Annotated in this window: 15 protein-coding genes; 6 read left to right on the plus strand and 9 right to left on the minus strand. The window is 69.8% G+C overall.

Annotation, left to right across the window (positions count from 1 at the left end; all coding sequences use genetic code 11):
* Positions 1-4: 4 nt before the first annotated feature.
* The 6 genes from APZ15_RS16690 to APZ15_RS16715 all read left to right on the plus strand — a co-directional run bounded on the left by APZ15_RS16690 (position 5) and on the right by APZ15_RS16715 (position 6,021).
* Complete coding sequence (locus tag APZ15_RS16690; protein WP_027786855.1) at positions 5-1,039, plus strand: glycosyltransferase family 4 protein; 1,035 nt, start codon at positions 5-7, stop codon at positions 1,037-1,039.
* Positions 1,036-1,572: a diacylglycerol kinase gene (locus tag APZ15_RS16695; RefSeq protein WP_027786854.1), complete on the plus strand. Its 537-nt coding sequence runs from the start codon at positions 1,036-1,038 to the stop codon at positions 1,570-1,572. Before APZ15_RS16690 ends, APZ15_RS16695 begins: the two co-directional genes overlap by 4 nt.
* Before the next feature lie 206 nt (positions 1,573-1,778).
* Positions 1,779-2,537, plus strand: a complete 759-nt coding sequence (locus APZ15_RS16700) for a TetR/AcrR family transcriptional regulator (RefSeq protein WP_021161119.1) — start codon at positions 1,779-1,781, stop codon at positions 2,535-2,537.
* Positions 2,534-3,115: an LOG family protein gene (locus APZ15_RS16705; RefSeq protein ID WP_027786853.1), complete on the plus strand. Its 582-nt coding sequence runs from the start codon at positions 2,534-2,536 to the stop codon at positions 3,113-3,115. The genes APZ15_RS16700 and APZ15_RS16705 overlap by 4 nt, the downstream gene beginning before the upstream one ends.
* Before the next feature lie 22 nt (positions 3,116-3,137).
* Complete coding sequence (locus APZ15_RS16710; RefSeq protein WP_027786852.1) at positions 3,138-3,899, plus strand: SDR family oxidoreductase; 762 nt, start codon at positions 3,138-3,140, stop codon at positions 3,897-3,899.
* Positions 3,900-4,128: 229 nt separating this feature from the next.
* Complete coding sequence (locus APZ15_RS16715; protein ID WP_027786851.1) at positions 4,129-6,021, plus strand: ArnT family glycosyltransferase; 1,893 nt, start codon at positions 4,129-4,131, stop codon at positions 6,019-6,021.
* A gap of 194 nt (positions 6,022-6,215) precedes the next feature.
* Here APZ15_RS16715 and APZ15_RS16720 read toward each other — a convergent pair whose 3' ends face one another.
* The 9 genes from APZ15_RS16720 to APZ15_RS16760 form a co-directional block, all read right to left on the minus strand.
* Positions 6,216-6,830, minus strand: coding sequence for a DUF924 family protein (locus APZ15_RS16720; protein ID WP_027786850.1), 615 nt, complete (start codon positions 6,828-6,830; stop codon positions 6,216-6,218).
* A complete protein-coding gene (locus APZ15_RS16725) occupies positions 6,827-7,558 on the minus strand; it encodes an alanyl-tRNA editing protein (RefSeq protein ID WP_027786849.1) in 732 nt (243 codons plus the stop codon). Before APZ15_RS16725 ends, APZ15_RS16720 begins: the two co-directional genes overlap by 4 nt.
* A gap of 104 nt (positions 7,559-7,662) precedes the next feature.
* Complete coding sequence (locus APZ15_RS16730) at positions 7,663-8,073, minus strand: group II truncated hemoglobin (RefSeq protein WP_006398765.1); 411 nt, start codon at positions 8,071-8,073, stop codon at positions 7,663-7,665.
* 43 nt (positions 8,074-8,116) lie between these two features.
* A complete protein-coding gene (locus tag APZ15_RS16735; RefSeq protein ID WP_049097169.1) occupies positions 8,117-10,678 on the minus strand; it encodes an ABC transporter permease in 2,562 nt (853 codons plus the stop codon).
* Between the two features lie 50 nt (positions 10,679-10,728).
* On the minus strand, positions 10,729-11,346 hold the full coding sequence (locus APZ15_RS16740) for a DUF4126 domain-containing protein (RefSeq protein ID WP_027786847.1): 618 nt from the start codon (positions 11,344-11,346) through the stop codon (positions 10,729-10,731).
* 211 nt (positions 11,347-11,557) lie between these two features.
* Positions 11,558-11,878 carry a quaternary ammonium compound efflux SMR transporter SugE gene (gene sugE / locus APZ15_RS16745; protein ID WP_027786846.1) on the minus strand — a complete coding sequence of 107 codons (321 nt, stop codon included), beginning with the start codon at positions 11,876-11,878 and terminating at the stop codon, positions 11,558-11,560.
* 137 nt (positions 11,879-12,015) lie between these two features.
* Positions 12,016-12,300 (minus strand): putative hemolysin, encoded by a 285-nt coding sequence (locus APZ15_RS16750; RefSeq protein WP_027786845.1) that lies wholly within the window; start codon positions 12,298-12,300, stop codon positions 12,016-12,018.
* 158 nt (positions 12,301-12,458) lie between these two features.
* Entirely contained in the window at positions 12,459-13,157 is a 699-nt protein-coding gene (gene kdpE, locus APZ15_RS16755) for a two-component system response regulator KdpE (protein WP_027786844.1), read from the minus strand.
* Positions 13,150-15,993 carry a DUF4118 domain-containing protein gene (locus tag APZ15_RS16760; RefSeq protein WP_027786843.1) on the minus strand — a complete coding sequence of 948 codons (2,844 nt, stop codon included), beginning with the start codon at positions 15,991-15,993 and terminating at the stop codon, positions 13,150-13,152. The genes kdpE and APZ15_RS16760 overlap by 8 nt, the downstream gene beginning before the upstream one ends.
* Positions 15,994-16,113: the final 120 nt, after the last annotated feature.

Consider the following 16,113-nt stretch of genomic DNA (forward strand, 5'->3'; position numbering starts at 1 on the left):
CGCGATGAAGATCATGATCGTCACCGACGCGTGGGAACCGCAGGTCAACGGCGTCGTGCGCACGCTGAAGAGCACGTCGCGCGAACTCACCGCGCTCGGCCACCGCGTCGAACTGCTGACGCCGCTGGAATTCCGCACGGTGCCCTGCCCGACCTACCCCGAGATCCGCCTGTCGATCCTGCCGTACCGCAAGCTGCGCGCGCGGATCGACGCGTTCGCCCCCGACGCGCTGCACATCGCGACCGAAGGCCCGCTCGGCCTCGCCGCGCGGCGCTATGCACGTTCGCGCAAGCTGCCGTACACGACCGCGTATCACACGCGCTTTCCGGAGTACGTGCAGGCGCGCTTCGGCATCCCGCTCGCGGCGACCTACCGCTTCCTGCACTGGTTCCATGGCCCGTCGCTCGCGGTGATGGCGCCGACGCCGGTGGTCAAGCAGGATCTCGAGAAATTCGGCTTCACGAACGTCGTGCTGTGGACCCGCGGCGTCGACCTCGACGTGTTCCGGCCGATGGAATCGAAGGTGCTCAATACCGCGCGGCCGATCTTCCTCTATGTCGGCCGCGTCGCGATCGAGAAGAACGTCGAGGCGTTCCTGCGCCTCGACCTGCCCGGCTCGAAATGGGTCGCCGGCGAAGGCCCCGCGCTCGCGGAACTGAAGTCGCGCTATCCGGAAGCAAACTATCTCGGCGTGCTGTCACAGGCCGAGCTCGCGAAGGTGTATGCTGCGGCCGACGTGTTCGTGTTCCCGAGTCGCACCGACACGTTCGGCCTCGTGCTGCTCGAGGCGCTCGCCTGCGGCACGCCGGTTGCCGCGTATCCCGTGACGGGCCCGATCGACGTGCTCGGCGAAGGCGACGCCGGCGCGATGCACGAGGACCTGCAGGAAGCCTGCCTCGAAGCGCTGAAGATCGAACGCGCGACTGCGCGCGCATGGGCCGAACGCTTTTCGTGGCGCGCGGCGTCCGAGCAGTTCGCGTCGCATCTGAAGCCGCTGCCGAAGACCGCGTACTCGCCAGCAGAAGGTGCCGCCGTTTGAAACGAGACCTGAACGACAAGTCCCCGCCCCCCGACGCCACGCCGCAACGGCACCGTCCGTTCGACGAGGAAGAGCCGCATGCCGATGCGGACGTGCATGCGCACGAGCCGCTCGGCCCCGACGATCGGCTAACGCCGCTGCCGCCGAACCCGTACAAGCGCCACCGCGGCATCACGCGCGCCTGGTACGCGCTCAAGCATTCGCTGAACGGCTTTCGCGTCGCGATCCGCGAGGAGAGCGCGTTTCGCCAGGAACTCACGCTCGCCGCGCTGATGCTCCCGATCGGCGCGTTTGCGCCGGTGCCGGCCGCCTCGCGCGCGCTGCTGATCGCGTCGGTGCTGCTCGTGCTGATCGTCGAGTTGCTGAACTCGAGCGTCGAGGCCGCGATCGACCGCATCTCGCTCGAACGCCACGAACTCTCCAAACGTGCGAAGGACCTCGGCAGCGCGGCCGTGACGGTCGCGCTGTTCGCATGCGTGACGACGTGGGCCTTCGTGCTCGGCCCGGTCGTCGCACACTGGCTGGGCTTCTAGACAAGCGCCGGGCGCACGCGCCGCGCACCGCCCGCGTGCGGCGCTGCACCATGCGCCGTGCGGGGCCGCGCACACGAAATGCGCCCGATGTGGCGAAACCCCGGTTTATAATCGTCCGCTAGACATAGAACAGCAACCCGCGCCGGACGAATCACGCAGCATCGATTGCAGCGCCCGCCAGTCCGGCACACACAGGGCCGGACGACATGGAAGCGAAACCTCCCCGCCGCACCCGCGAACGGATTCTCGAGTTGTCGTTGAAACTCTTCAACGAGATCGGCGAGCCGAACGTCACGACCACGACGATCGCCGAGGAAATGGAAATCAGTCCAGGCAACCTGTACTACCATTTCCGCAACAAGGACGACATCATCAACAGCATCTTCGCGCAGTTCGAGCAGCAGATCGAACGGCGGCTGCGCTTTCCCGAAGATCACCGTCCGACGATCGACGAAACCTGGTCGTACCTGCAGTACATGGCCGATTTCATGTGGACCTACCGGTTCCTGTATCGCGACCTCAACGACCTGCTCGCGCGCAACCGCACGCTCGAGACGCACTTCAAGCAGATCATCAGCCACAAGGTGCGCTTCGCGCGCGACATGTGCGAGCTGCTCGTATCCGACGCCGAGATGGTCGCGACACCCGCCGAGATCGAGGTCATCGCCACCAACATGGCCGTCATTTCGACGTACTGGCTGTCGTATCAGTACGTGATGCATCCGCGCAAGTACAACGACCAGGACGCGATCCGCGAGGAACTGCATCAGGTCAGCATGCACGTGATCTCCGTGATGGCGCCGTACCTGCGCGGCCGTTCGCGCCAGCTGTTCGACGACCTGGTCTCCGGCAAGCTGCCGAAGCGCCAGTTCACCGACTACCTGCCGCCGCGCGACGGCTCGCCGCGACCGGCAGACAGCCCCGTCGTCACCGGGCAGGCCCCCGCCAAGGATTCCAAGCAATGAAGGCAGTCTGTGTTTACTGCGGCTCGTCGTCCGGCGTCCGGCCCATCTATGCCGACGCCGCGCGCGCATTCGGCCGCGCGCTCGTCGATGCGGGCCTCACGCTCGTCTACGGCGGCGGCCGCGTCGGCCTGATGGGCGTGATCGCCGACGAAGTGATGGCGGCCGGCGGCCGTGCGGTCGGCGTGATCCCCGAATTGCTCGTCGACAAGGAAGTCGGCCATACGGGGCTGTCGGAACTGCACGTCGTGCCCGACATGCACCACCGCAAGAAAATGATGGCCGACCTCTCCGACGCGTTCGTCGCGATGCCCGGCGGCGCCGGCACGCTCGAAGAGCTCTTCGAGGTCTACACGTGGGCGCAGCTCGGCTATCACCGCAAGCCCGTCGCGGTCTACAACATCGATTCGTTCTACGATCCGTTGATCGCGCTGCTGCGCCATACGGTCGACGAAGGCTTCATGCGTCCGGCTTATTTCGACGCGCTGTGCATCGAATCCGAACCCGTCGAACTGATCGAGCGACTGCGTCGCTACCAGCCGCCCGCCCGCGACAAGTGGGCGCCCGACGCAGCCAAGTAAGCGCCACCGGAACCCGCACGCGATGACCGCACCGTCCGACCGCAAGGCCGTCCTCATCACCGGCGCGAGCCGTGGCATCGGCCGCGCGACCGCCGTGCTCGCGGCCGGGCGCGGCTGGGACGTCGGCATCAACTACGCGCGCGACGCGGCGGCGGCCGAACTCACCGCGCAGGCCGTCCGCGACGCGGGCGGCCGTGCATGCGTCGTCGCGGGCGACGTCGCGAACGAAGCCGACGTCGTCGCGATGTTCGACACCGTCACGGCCGCATTCGGTCGCTTCGACGCGCTCGTCAACAACGCGGGCATCGTCGCGCCGTCGATGCCGCTCGCCGACATGCCGGCCGACCGGCTGCGGCGGATGTTCGACACCAACGTGCTCGGCGCGTACCTGTGCGCGCGCGAAGCGGCGCGCCGGCTGTCCACCGACCGTGGCGGTCGCGGCGGCGCGATCGTCAACGTATCATCGATCGCCTCCCGGCTCGGCTCGCCGAACGAATACGTCGACTACGCGGGCTCGAAGGGCGCGGTCGATTCGCTGACGATCGGTCTTGCGAAGGAACTCGGCCCGCACGGCGTGCGCGTCAACGCGGTACGCCCCGGCCTGATCGAGACCGAAATTCACGCGAGCGGCGGCCAGCCGGGCCGTGCGGCCCGCCTCGGCGCAACGACGCCGCTCGGCCGCGCGGGCGAAGCGCAGGAGATCGCCGAAGCGATCGTCTGGCTGCTTGGCGACGCGGCGTCCTACACGACGGGTGCCCTGCTCGACGTCGGCGGCGGCCGGTAATACCGTACTGCGGCGCAGCAAAAACCGCCGCCCGAGAGGATCAGTCGTCACGACACCACAAATCTCCACAATTCCGTGACACTATCAGTAAACTCTCGTAACAATTCCATGGTCTACTAGCGGGCATTCAGACAGGCGTCATCAACACCTGTCCGTTATCCCTTGATGTGGCCCTAATCGGTCCTGCCCATGTCGCAGGACCGGCTCGACTCGACCCGAGATCTTTTCCATGCCCGGAACCGCAGCGCCCGGCCGGCGACGCACGTCTGTGCCCGCCCCGGCTCAGCACACCCGCTCGACCGCCGACACCGACCTCACTGCAACGCTCGACGTCGCCGGCACGCCCGACGCCGCCTCGACCGTCGCAACCAGCACCACGCACGAGCGCTCGTTCCTGCTCGGCTGGCGCGCATGGCTGTTCGTCGCCGCGCTGATCTGCGCGTACGTGCTGCCGGGCGTCCTCGGTCACGATCCCTGGAAACAGGACGAAACCTACACGTTCGGCATCATCCAGCACATGCTCGAGACGGGCGACTTCGTCGTGCCGACCAATGCCGGCCTGCCGTTCATGGAAAAGCCGCCGCTTTACGCGTGGGTCGCGACCAGCCTCGCATGGCTGCTGCAACGCGTGATGCCGCTGCACGACGCGGCGCGACTCGCGAGCGCGCTGTTCGCCGCGCTCGCGTTCGGCTTCATCGCGCGCACGGCGCGCGTCGCCAGCCGCGCGGACACCTGGTTCGACCTGCGCGTGATCGGTCCCGTCGTGTTGAGCGCGGGCACGCTCGTCGTCATCAAGCACGTGCACGACATGATGACCGACGTCGCGCTGTTCGCCGGCACGGCAATCGGTTTTAGCGGGCTGCTCGAACTCGTGATGCAGCACGTCGCGCGCGCGCAGCAGATGCGCCACGGGCTGCCGGTCCGGCCGTCGGGCCGCTGGGCCGCACCGATCTTCGGCGCGGGCGTCGGCATTGCACTGATGGCGAAGGGGCTGTTCGTGCCGCTCGTGTTCGCGGCCTCGCTCGTCGGCGCGCTGGTGCTCTATCCGGCCTGCCGCACCCGCTCGTTCGCGCGCGCGCTCGGCATCGCCGCGCTCGTGTTCGCGCCGTTCGCGCTCATCTGGCCGACCGCGCTGTTCATGCGCTCCGAGACGCTGTTCATGACGTGGTTCTGGGATAACAACGTCGGCCGCTTCTTCGGCTTCTCCGTCCCCGAACTGGGCGCGGAAAACGACAAGCCGTTCTTCATCCTCCGCGCGTTCCTGCTCGTCGGCTTCCCGGTCGCGCCGCTCGCGATCGTCGCGCTCGCGCGCGGCGTGTGGCGCGACTGGCGGACGCCGCGCGTCGCGCTGCCCGTCTTGTTCACCGGCATCGGTCTCGCCGTGCTGCAAGTGTCCGCGACGTCGCGCCAGCTCTACATCCTGCCGTTCTTCGCGCCGCTCGCGCTGGTCGCCGCGCAGGCCATCGAGCGCCTGCCGCGTCGGCTGCATCTCGCGTGGGATTACCTGAGCCGCATCCTGTTCGGCACGGCCGCGGCGCTCGCCTGGGCAATCTGGGCGGTGATGGCCGATCCGGCCGCGTCGCGCGCGGATCTGGCGCCGCTCGGCCGCTGGCTGCCGCTCGACTGGACGATGCCGATCGAACCCGCGCTCGTGACCGGCGCGCTCGTGCTGACGGTCGGCTGGCTCACGCTGCTGCCGAAGCTGCGCGCGACGGGCCTCTGGCGCGGCGCCCTGTCGTGGGGCGCCGGCGCACTCGTCGCATGGGGGCTCATCTACACGCTGCTCCTGCCGTGGCTCGACGTCGCGAAGAGCTACCGCTCGGTGTTCGACGACCTGAACGCGCATCTCGCGCTCGAATGGAACGACGGCGACTGCATGGCGAGCCTGCACGGGCTCGGCGAATCGGAAGCGCCGATGCTGTACTACTTCTCCGGCATCCAGCACACGCCGATCGACGACGCGAAAACGACGCGCTGCACCTGGATGATCGTCCAGGGGGTGCGGGCCGTCGATCCGGCACCGGGCAGCGAATGGAAATTGTTCTGGTCGGGCGCGCGCCCGGGCGACAACGACGAACTGCTGCGCGTGTACGTGCGCACGCCCGAGCAGCACCTGCAGTGACGAATGGCGGCACGGCGCACCGTCGTGCGGCCCCTCATGCCATGCGGGGAACGGCGAACACCGCCGCCTGACACGCGAACAGCCGCCGGGAAACGCGCGCCGCCGACCGGCGCGCCCGGCTGACGCGGTGGCCGCGCGACGCCGAGGGGCTGCGGGGCTGCCCCCCTCCCCTTATCGCGCGACTGCGCGGATCTTCAGAACGACGAACCGGGCTCGCGAAGAAACGCCGTTTCCTCGTCGCTCGACTCGCGTCCGAGAATCGCGTTCCGGTGCGGAAAGCGGCCGAAGCGCTCGACGACGGCCGCATGCAGCAACGCGAAGCGGTGATAGCTTTCGCAGCCTGCCTCGTCGCGGATGCCCGCGCACAGGCGCACGGCCTCGCGCTGGCTTTCGACCGACTCGTCGTGCTCGAACGGCAGATACGCAAACGCGCGGTGATGTCCGCTCGGCAACTGCGCGTCCCAGCCGGCCGCGACCACGCGACGTGCAAGCGCGAGCGCCTTCGGGTCGGCGGCAAACGCGCGCGGCGTACCGCGATGGATGTTGCGCGAGAACTGGTCGAGCACGACGATCAACGCAAGTGCACCCGACGGCGAACCTGCCCAGTGATCGCATCCGCCGTCGCACGCAGCGTCGAGCAAAGCGCTATAGCGTGTGCGCAGCACGTCGTCGAACGCCGCCCCGCCGTTGAACCAGACCTTGCGCGCCTGCCCGAATTCGGCCGAGCCCGGCTCGCCGAACCAGAAATCCAGGATCTCCCGCGCATGCGGATCAAGCGCCGCGCCTGCGTGGGTGGTGTCGATCGTCATGCAAACTCCAGGACGAGGCGCCGGGTGCGCGCGCTCTTCTTTTCCAGTTTCGCGATTCGCAGCTCGCCGATTTCGGCCGTGTTGCGCACATGCGTGCCGCCGCACGGCTGCAGGTCGACATGCTCGATGCGCAGCAGCCGCACCCGGCCGAGGCCCATCGGCGGCTTCACGCTCATCGTGCGCACGAGGTCCGGCCGCCCGGCCATCTCGTCGTCGGTGATCCACTCGGTCGTGACCGGGTGCGCGCCGACCACCAGGCCGGCGAGGCGCCGCTCGACATCGTCGCGGTCGATCGGGTCGGACGTCGCGAAATCGAGACGGACATAGTCGGCCGTCACGCTGCAGCCGTCGACCGCGTACGGCAGCACCGCGCACATCAGGTGCGCGGCCGTATGCAGGCGCATGTGGCGATAGCGGCGCAGCCAGTCGATCTCCGCGGCGACGCGCGAGCCGGGCACGAGCGCCGCGACACGCGCCTCCTGCCCCGGTGCGGGCACGTGCACGGCATCGTCGGGGGTCGCGCCGTCGAACTTCGCCTTGCGCGTATCGGCGATCGCGATCGTGCTGCCGTCGGGCAGCGTCAGCGTGCCGGTGTCGCCGGCCTGGCCGCCGCCGAGCGGATAGAACACGGTGCGGTCGAGCCGGATGCCGTCTTCACCGACGGCCAGAACGACCGCGTCGCATTGCGTGAGGTACGCGTCTTCGCGAAACAGCGCTTGTGTCGTCATCGGGCAAACCTCGTATCGATTGGGGAAGCGGCCAGTGTCGCGCCACGCGGTGCGCGCGCCCAGACGCAGATCGCCCCGCGCGCGTGCAGCGGCGTACCGGTCGGTCAACCGGGCCGGTTGCGCATCCAGTCGGCCGTATCGTAGAACGAATGCATGAGCCGCTCGCGCAGCGGTTCGGGCAATCCGACATCCTCCATCGCCCACGCCATGCAGCGCAGCCACTGATCGCGCTCGACCGACGCGATCGGGAACGGCAGGTGCCGCGCGCGCAGCCGCGGATGGCCGAACCGGCTGATGTAGTGGTCGGGGCCGCCGAGCCACCCGCACAGGAACCAGAACAGCTTGTCGCGCGAACCGTCGAGCGACGCCGGGTGCAGCGCGCGAATCTGCGCGAACTCGGGCTCGAGGTCCATCAGGTCGTAAAAGCGGTCCACCATTTCGCGCACGCGGGCTTCACCGCCCACGAGCTCGAACGCCGTCGGCTGCGACGGCGCATCGTCATTCACATCGGTCATACGGATAGTCGGAAAACGGGATCTTCGGGGCCGCCGGCGACGCTCATGCGTCGCGCAGCGACTGCAGCGCGGGGCGCCGCAGCACATTATGCAGGCTCAGCCAGCCGGCCGCACCGGCGCACACGATGCCGGCCGCGATGCCGGCCGGCACGAGCCACGGATCGACGGCAAGCTGGAAGTCGAACACGCGCGACGCGAGCACCCAGCCGACCGCGATCGCACCCGCCGACGCCAGCGCGCCGGCCAGCGCGCCGACCACGATGAATTCCGCGCGCTGCACCGCATTGACCTGCGCCCGCGATGCGCCGAGCGCGCGCAGCAGCGCAGCCTCGCGCACCCGCTCGTCGCGCGTGCCGGCCAGCGCCGTGTAGAGCACGAGCACACCGGCCGCCAGCGTGAACGCGAACAGGAACTGCACCGCACCGACCACCTGCAGCATCATCCGCTGCAACTGCGCGAGGATCGGCGCGACGTCGATCGCGGTCAGGTTCGGGTAGCGCGCGATCAGCGGATCGAGCAACGCGGCGTCCGAGGCCGGCAGATGGAAGCTCGTCAGGTATACGGCCGGGAAATCCTTCAGCACCGGCGGCGGCATCAGCACGAAGAAATTGACGCGGAACGAGCCCCAGTCGAGCTTGCGCACGCTCGTGATCGGCGCGTCGACCGTCAGCCCCGTCACGTCGAAGCGCAGCACGTCGCCCGGCTTCACGTTCAGCGTCTTCGCGAGGCCGGCCTCGATCGAGATCTGCGGCGTGGCCGCGGTGCCGAACCAGTCGCCTTCGACGATCCGGTTGTCGGACGGCAACTCGGTCGTATAAGACAGGTTGAACTCGCGGTCGACGAGCCGGCGGGCCTCGTCGGACGGGTAGGCATCCGGATTCACCGGCTTGCCGTTGATCGCGACGAGGCGGCCGCGCACCATCGGCGCGGGCACCGCGTCGCGCACGCCGTGCGCGGCCAGATACGCCGCGACGTCGGCACGCTGGTCGGGCTGGATGTCGATCAGGAACTGGTTCGGCGCATCGGGCGGCGTCGACTGCCGCCAGCCCGCAACGAGGTCGTTGCGCGTGATCGCGATCAACAGCAGGCACATCAGGCCGAGCGCCAGCGCCGTGATCTGCAGCGCGCTGGCCGTGCCGCGCCGGTGCAGCGACGCGAGCGCGTAACGCCAGCCGACGCCCGCGGCCACACGCGCGTTGCGCACCGCCCGCGCGGCGGCGAACAGCACGAGCCGCGCGATCAGCGCGAAACCGACCAGCGCGCCGGCGAAACCGCCCGCGACGATCAGCCCGAGCTTCAGGTTGCCGGCGGCCACGATCAGCAGCCCCGCGAACAGCACGACGCCGATCGCATACGCGGCCCACGCGGTGCGCGACGCGTCGCCCCACTCGCGCCGCAGCACGCGCACCGGCGGCACGCGCGTGAGCGGCACGAGCGGCGGCAGCGCGAAGCCGAGCAGCAGCACGAGCGCGGCGCCCACGCCGATCAGCGCCGGCCACGGCGTGGGCGGCGGCAGCACCACGTCGATCAGTCCGCCGAGCGCGGCCAGCAACGCCCAGTGACCGCCGTAGCCAAGCACCGCGCCTGCGGCGCCGGATACGATGCCGATGCCGGCGAATTCGAGCGCGAACAACGCGCCGAGCGTGCGGCGGCTCACGCCGAGACAGCGCATCGTCGCGCAGCCGTCGAGATGGCGCCGCATGTAGCGCTGCGCGGCCATCGCGATCGCGACCGCCGCGAGCAGCGCGGTGAGCAGCGCGACGAGCGTCAGGAAGTGGCGCGCGCGATCCAGCGTCTGCCGCACCTGCGGCTGGCCTTCCTGCAGCGACTCGAGACCGGCACCGCGCAGCTTCCCGCCGTCGACGCGTGCGTGCGCATACGCTTCGAAGCGCGCGACGGCCTGCTGGTCGCCGGCGACCAGCAGCCGGTACGTGACCCGGCTGCCGTAGCCCGTGAGCCCGGTCGCGGCGAGTTCGTCCGCGCGCATCATCAGCCGCGGCGAAAAATTGACGAACGAAAACCCGCGATCGAGTTCGCGGGAGATCGATGCGGCGACCTTGAACGTGCGCAACCCGACGCGCACCGTATCGCCCGCCTTCAGGTGCAGCGCATCGAGCAGCGCCGGATCGGCCCACACGGTGCCCGGCGCGGGAATCCCGGCCGCCTTCTGCGAGGCGGAGGCACCGGCCGGCAGGATCTCGACCGCGCCGCGCAACGGATAGCCGGGAGACACGGCCTTCACGGCCGCGAGGCGCGACGGCGCCGCGTCGGACGCCTGCCCGCCCGTGGCGGACGCGATCATGCTCGGGAAGATCGCGGTCGTCGCGGTACGCAGGCCGAGCGCGCGAGCCTGCCGGTCGAACGACGGATCGACGGGGCGGTCGGCCCGCACGACGAAATCGGCACCGAGCATCTGGCGCGCGTCGCGCTCGAGCCCCTGGCGCAGCCGGTCGGCGAGGAAGCCGACGCTCGTCAGCGCCGCGACCGCGAGTACCAGTGCAAGGACGAGCAGCGTCAGTTCGCCCGCGCGCCAGTCGCGCGCGGTCATGCGGGCAGCCTGGCGGATCAGGTCGCGCAGGCCGAAGCGGCCGGCATGCGCACGCATCTCATGGCCGGGTTGCCCGGCGGGCGGCTGCGCCGCGTGTTGCCGCCCCTTCAATCGCGCTTCCCCCCGATCGAGTTCAGCCGCGACACCATGTGGTTCGCCATGCCGCGAAAGCCGCCCGAGACACCCCGCCACAGACGCGGGAGCGCCCACGCGGAAGCCGCGATGAAGGCGGCGAGCAGCACCAGGAAGGCGAGCGGAACGAAGAACGCGAGCACGAGCCCGCCGACCACGAGGCCGTCCTCGGTCGACGATGCGACCCAGTTCGAAATCGGTTCGGGAGACAGGTTGATCAGCGCGCGTGTGCCGGCCTTCGCCACGTGCGCGGCACCGGCGAGCGAACCGCCGGCGAGCCCCGCGACCGCAAGCACGGTCGGATCGGCATGGCCGAGCGCGCCGGCCGCGAGCACGGCGCCGGCCGGAATGCGGATGAAGGTGTGCACGGCATCCCACAGCGAGTCGAACGCGGGGATCTTGTCGGCAAGGAATTCGGTGACGGTGAGCACGGCCGCGGCGCCGATGACCCACGGCGACGTCAGGACGGCCAGCGTGTCGGGCAGGTGCAGCCAGCCGAACCGCGCCAGCAGGCCGGCGATCAGCACCGTCAGGTACAGGCGCAGGCCGCTCGCCCACGCGAGCCCCGCGCCGAGCGAAATGGCTTCGATCATGGCCCTCTCCTTGCACTTTCCGTGCGCTTTGCCGATTGATCGGATCGGGTCGGACAGACCGGCCGCGTGGCGCGTGGCGACCGGCACCGCGTGCCGCGAGAAGCACGACGGTATTCAGGCCCGAATGCGTTCCATTATAGACAGGCCGGACGGGCGGCCGGCGCAATTCCGCGGCGCGGCACCCGGGCGCGGGCGCACCCGGATGCGGTCGTCAGGCCGCCGACGACAGCTTGAGGCCGATCAGCCCCGCGACGATCAGCGCGGCACTCGCGACGCGCGCGGCGGTCAGCGCCTCGCCCATCATCACGATGCCGAACACGAACGCACCGACCGCGCCGATGCCCGTCCACACCGCGTACGCGGTGCCGAGCGGCAACTGGCGCATCGCGACCGCGAGCAGCCCGAAGCTGGCCAGCGCCGTCACGATCGTAAACACCGACGGACCGAGCTTCGTGAAGCCGTCCGACGATTTCAGGCCGGCCGCCCAGGCCACTTCCAGCAAACCGGCAATCAACAACCATACCCACGCCATCCCGACGTACTCCGTATCGGATGGGGCCGTCCCCGTTGAAGCGAATGTCCCGGGGTCGTCCCCGGGCGGCGCCGAGTATAACAAGATGCTTACGGACACGCCGGCGGCCGGCCGGGGGCGCGACCGGCCGGGCCCGGTCAGTTCGAGACGCGCTTCGGCGTCGCGCCGCCGACGCAGCGGTCGTCGCGGTACAGCGCCCACTCCTCGCACACGCGGCCGTCCTTGAACACGCACATGCCGACCTGCCCGCTCGACAGGTTGCGTACCGTGTGGTGGCCGCCGAGCTTGGTGCAATTGACCGATGCGGGATTGGCCGTCGCCTGCTGGGACGACGGCGGTTGCTGCCCGGGCGGCAGCGGTTGGGCGAACGCGCCAGACGCGGCAAGCGCCAGCGCACAGATGACGACCAGACGGACGGACATTGCACGCTCCTCGTTTTCGTTCGCGGAGCGGTCAGGATAACGGGGAATGAGCGCCGGGTGTGCAACGCGCGCGTCGGCCGCGGGACTGTCGCGCCGACGCAACCCTGCCGGCGCGCGACGTCACGCGCACGTGCGCCGCCGCGGCCCGGCCCGGCCCGTCATGCGGCGCCGACGAGCCGGTATCCGACGCCCGTCTCGGTGACGATGTACTCGGGCTGCGCCGGGTCGCGCTCGAGCTTCTGGCGCAGGTGCGCCATGTAGATGCGCAGGTAGTGGTGGCTTTCGACGTGCGACGGCCCCCACACGTCGCGCAGCAGCTGCCGGTGCGTGAGCACGCGCCCCGCGTGGCGCACGAGCGTGGCGAGCAACCGGTACTCGAGCGGCGTCAGGTGCACGATCTCCCCGTCGCGCCACACCTGGCGCAGCGCGAGATCGACCGTCACGGTGCCGAAGCTCACCTTCGGCGACTCGTTCGCGCCGCCCTGGTTGCGCCGGCGCAGTTGCGCGCGGATCCGCGCGCGCAGTTCGGACACGCCGAACGGCTTGGTCAGGTAATCGTCGGCACCCGCATCGAGCGCCGCGACCTTCTCTTCTTCCTGCGTGCGCGCCGACAGCACGATCACCGGCACCTCGGACCAGCCGCGCAGTTCGCGGATCACGTCGAGGCCGTCGGTATCGGGCAGGCCGAGGTCGACGATCACGAGATCGGGCTTGCGCGTCGCCGCGTCGATCAGCCCCTGCTTGCCCGTCTCGGCCTCGAACACCGCGATGTCCTCCTCCTCGAGCGCGGCGCGCACGAAACGGCGGATCTGCTTTTCGTCCTCGATCAGGACGACGGTCAGGCTGGGTTCACTCATGGTCTGGCAATGACTCGGATGGGGACGACGCACCCGGCACCTCGGGTTCGTCGTCGGATACGGCAGGCGCGGCCGGCGGCGTCTCGACCGGCAGCGTGAACCAGAAGCGCGCGCCCGTCACGTGGCCGTCGGGCGCGGTGCGGTTGAGCGCGCCGATTTTACCGCCGTGCGCCTCGACGATCGCGCGGCAGATCGCGAGGCCGAGCCCGATGCCCGGCGTCGCCGACTCCTTCTCGCCGCGCGTGAACTTGTCGAAGATCCGCGTTTCCATGCCGGCCGGCAGGCCCGGGCCGTGATCGTCGACATGCACGCGCACGAACGGCAGCCCGTCGTCGGTCACGCGCTCCGCGCCGATCTCGAGCGGCGTATCGGGCGGCGTGTACTTCGCCGCGTTCTCGAACAGGTTGGTGAACAGGCGCTCCATCAGCACCGCGTCCATCTGCAGGAGCGGCAGGTCGGCCGGCAGCACGACGCGTGCGGGATGGCGCGACAGCACGCGCTTGCATGCGGCGAGCGCCGCGCCGACGGTTTCCTCGAGCAGCGACCACTGGCGCTTGAGCTGCAGGCTGCCGGCCTGCAGCCGCGCCATGTCGAGCAGGTTCGTGACGATGCCCGTCATCCGCAGCGCCTCGTCGTGAATCGCATCGACGAGTTCGCCCTCGCGCTGCGCGAAGCGCTCGGCCGCCGCGGCGTCGCCGCCCTGTGCGGCCGCGCGTCCGTTCGCGAGCATCGACGAGAAACCGACGATCGTCGTGAGCGGCGTACGCAGGTCGTGCGAGATCGCCGACAGCAGCGAGTTGCGCAACCGTTCGGATTCCATGTTGACGAGCGCGTCGCGCGCGATCTCGACGTAGTGCACGCGTTCGAGCGCGAGTGCGATCTGCGCGGCGAATGCGTCGAGCATCCGCTGCTGCTCGGGTACCTCGAGTTCGCGCGGTTCGCGTGACGCGACCGCGAGCACGCCGCGCGTGCGCATCGGCGCCTTCAGCGGCAGGTACAGCGCGACCGTCGCGGGCAACGTATCCGTGCCGCGGCCGGCCGGCTTCTGCTGGTCGTATACCCACTGGCCGACGTCGCTGTCGAGGTCGGCGCCCGTCAGCGTGACGGCCGCGTCGGGCTCCTCGATCTTCTGCCGCACCTTGTCCGCGCTGTCGGGCAGCAGGAACGCGACGCGCGCGCGGAACACCTCGCCCACGTGGCGGCTGCCGATCTCGACGATCTGCTCGGTCGTGAGCGCCGCGCCCAGCTCGCGCGCCATCGCGTAGATCGCGCCGGTGCGGCGCTCGCGGCGCTGCGCGACGCTCGCCTGGCGCGTCAGCGTCGACGTCAGGTGGCTGATCACGAGCGACGTCAGCAGCATCCCGAAGAAGGTCAGCAGGTATTGCGTGTCGCTGACCGAGAACGACATGCGCGGCGGCACGAAGAAGTAATCGAACGCGGCCACCGACAGGAACGACTGCAGCACGCCCGGGCCGCGCCCGAGCCGCACGGCCGAGAACACGACGCCGAGCAGGTACAGCATCACGAGGTTCGTGAGGTCGAGCCGCTCGGACACGAGGCTCGCGACGACCGTGATCGCCGTGCAGATCGCGGCCGCATACGCGTAGTGCCGCGGCGGCGAGCGATGCGTGCCGAACTGCGCGAACGCGTCGCGCCAGTCGCGCGCACGCGCGTCGAGCGGCGCGGCGCGCGCCTCGTCGCTCGCGGACGCACGGATCAGCATCAGGTCGACGTCGCCCGCGCGTTCGGCGAGCTGCTCGCCGAACGGTCGCGCCAAGCGGCGCACGAGCCCGACCTTCGGCGAGCCGCCCGCGACGATCTTCGACACGTTGCGCACCTTCGCATAGCCGATCAGCGCGGCGACCGCGTCGGCGCCGGCGAGCGTGGCCGTCTCCGCGCCGAGTTCGGCGGCGAGCTTCAGCGCATCGAGCGTACGCTGCCGCCGCGCGTCGGGCAGCCGCTGCAGCCGCGGCGTCTCCACATAGACGGCGATCCAGTCGGCCTTCAGGCTCGCGGCGAGCCGCGCGGCCGCGCGCACGAGCGTCGGCGCCTCGGGGCCCGGCCCGACGCATACGAGCAGCCGTTCGCGCGCCTGCCAGATGCGCTGGATCGAACGGTCGGCGCGGTATTCGCGCATCTGCGCGTCGACGCGATCGGCCGTGCGCCGCAACGCCAGCTCGCGCAGCGCGATCAGGTTGCCCTTGCGGAAGAAGTTGCGCACCGCGCGCTCGGCCTGCTGCGCGAGATAGACCTTGCCGTCGCGCATCCGCTCGAGCAGTTCCTCGGCCGGCAGGTCGACGAGCGTGACTTCGTCGGCCGCGTCGAATACGCGGTCGGGCACCGTCTCCCACACGCGGATGCCGGTGATCGCGCCGACCACGTCGTTCAGGCTTTCGAGGTGCTGGACGTTGACGGTCGTATAGACGTCGATGCCCGCGTCGAGCAGTTCGTACACATCCTGCCAGCGCTTCATGTGACGTGCGCCCTGCACGTTCGAATGCGCGAGCTCGTCGACGAGGATCAGTTGCGGCTGGCGCGCGAGTGCGCCGTCGAGATCGAATTCGGCGAGCGTGCGGCCGCGATAGTCGATGCGCGCGAGCGGCAGCACGTCGAGACCGTCGAGCAGTGCGGCGGTTTCGCTGCGCCCGTGGGTCTCGACGATGCCGACGACGACGTCGACGCCTTCCTGCAGGCGCTGGCGCGCGGCCTGCAGCATCGCGTAGGTCTTGCCGACACCGGCCGATGCGCCGAAGAAGATCTTGAGCTGGCCGCGCCGCTGCTTTTCTTCGTCACGTTGCAGCTTGTCGAGGAGTTGGTCTGGATCGGGACGATTCATGCGTCAGAAAGGCGGAGCGCCCGGATGCGCGCGAGTACGAGCATTGTTGTTCCAAATCGCCGCAAAAGGCAAAGACGGCGCAAGCGCCGTCGGGAAAAGGCGCGCCCGGCGCGGGCTGAC

It is taken from the genome of Burkholderia cepacia ATCC 25416 (assembly GCF_001411495.1).
GTDB classification, from domain to species: domain Bacteria; phylum Pseudomonadota; class Gammaproteobacteria; order Burkholderiales; family Burkholderiaceae; genus Burkholderia; species Burkholderia cepacia.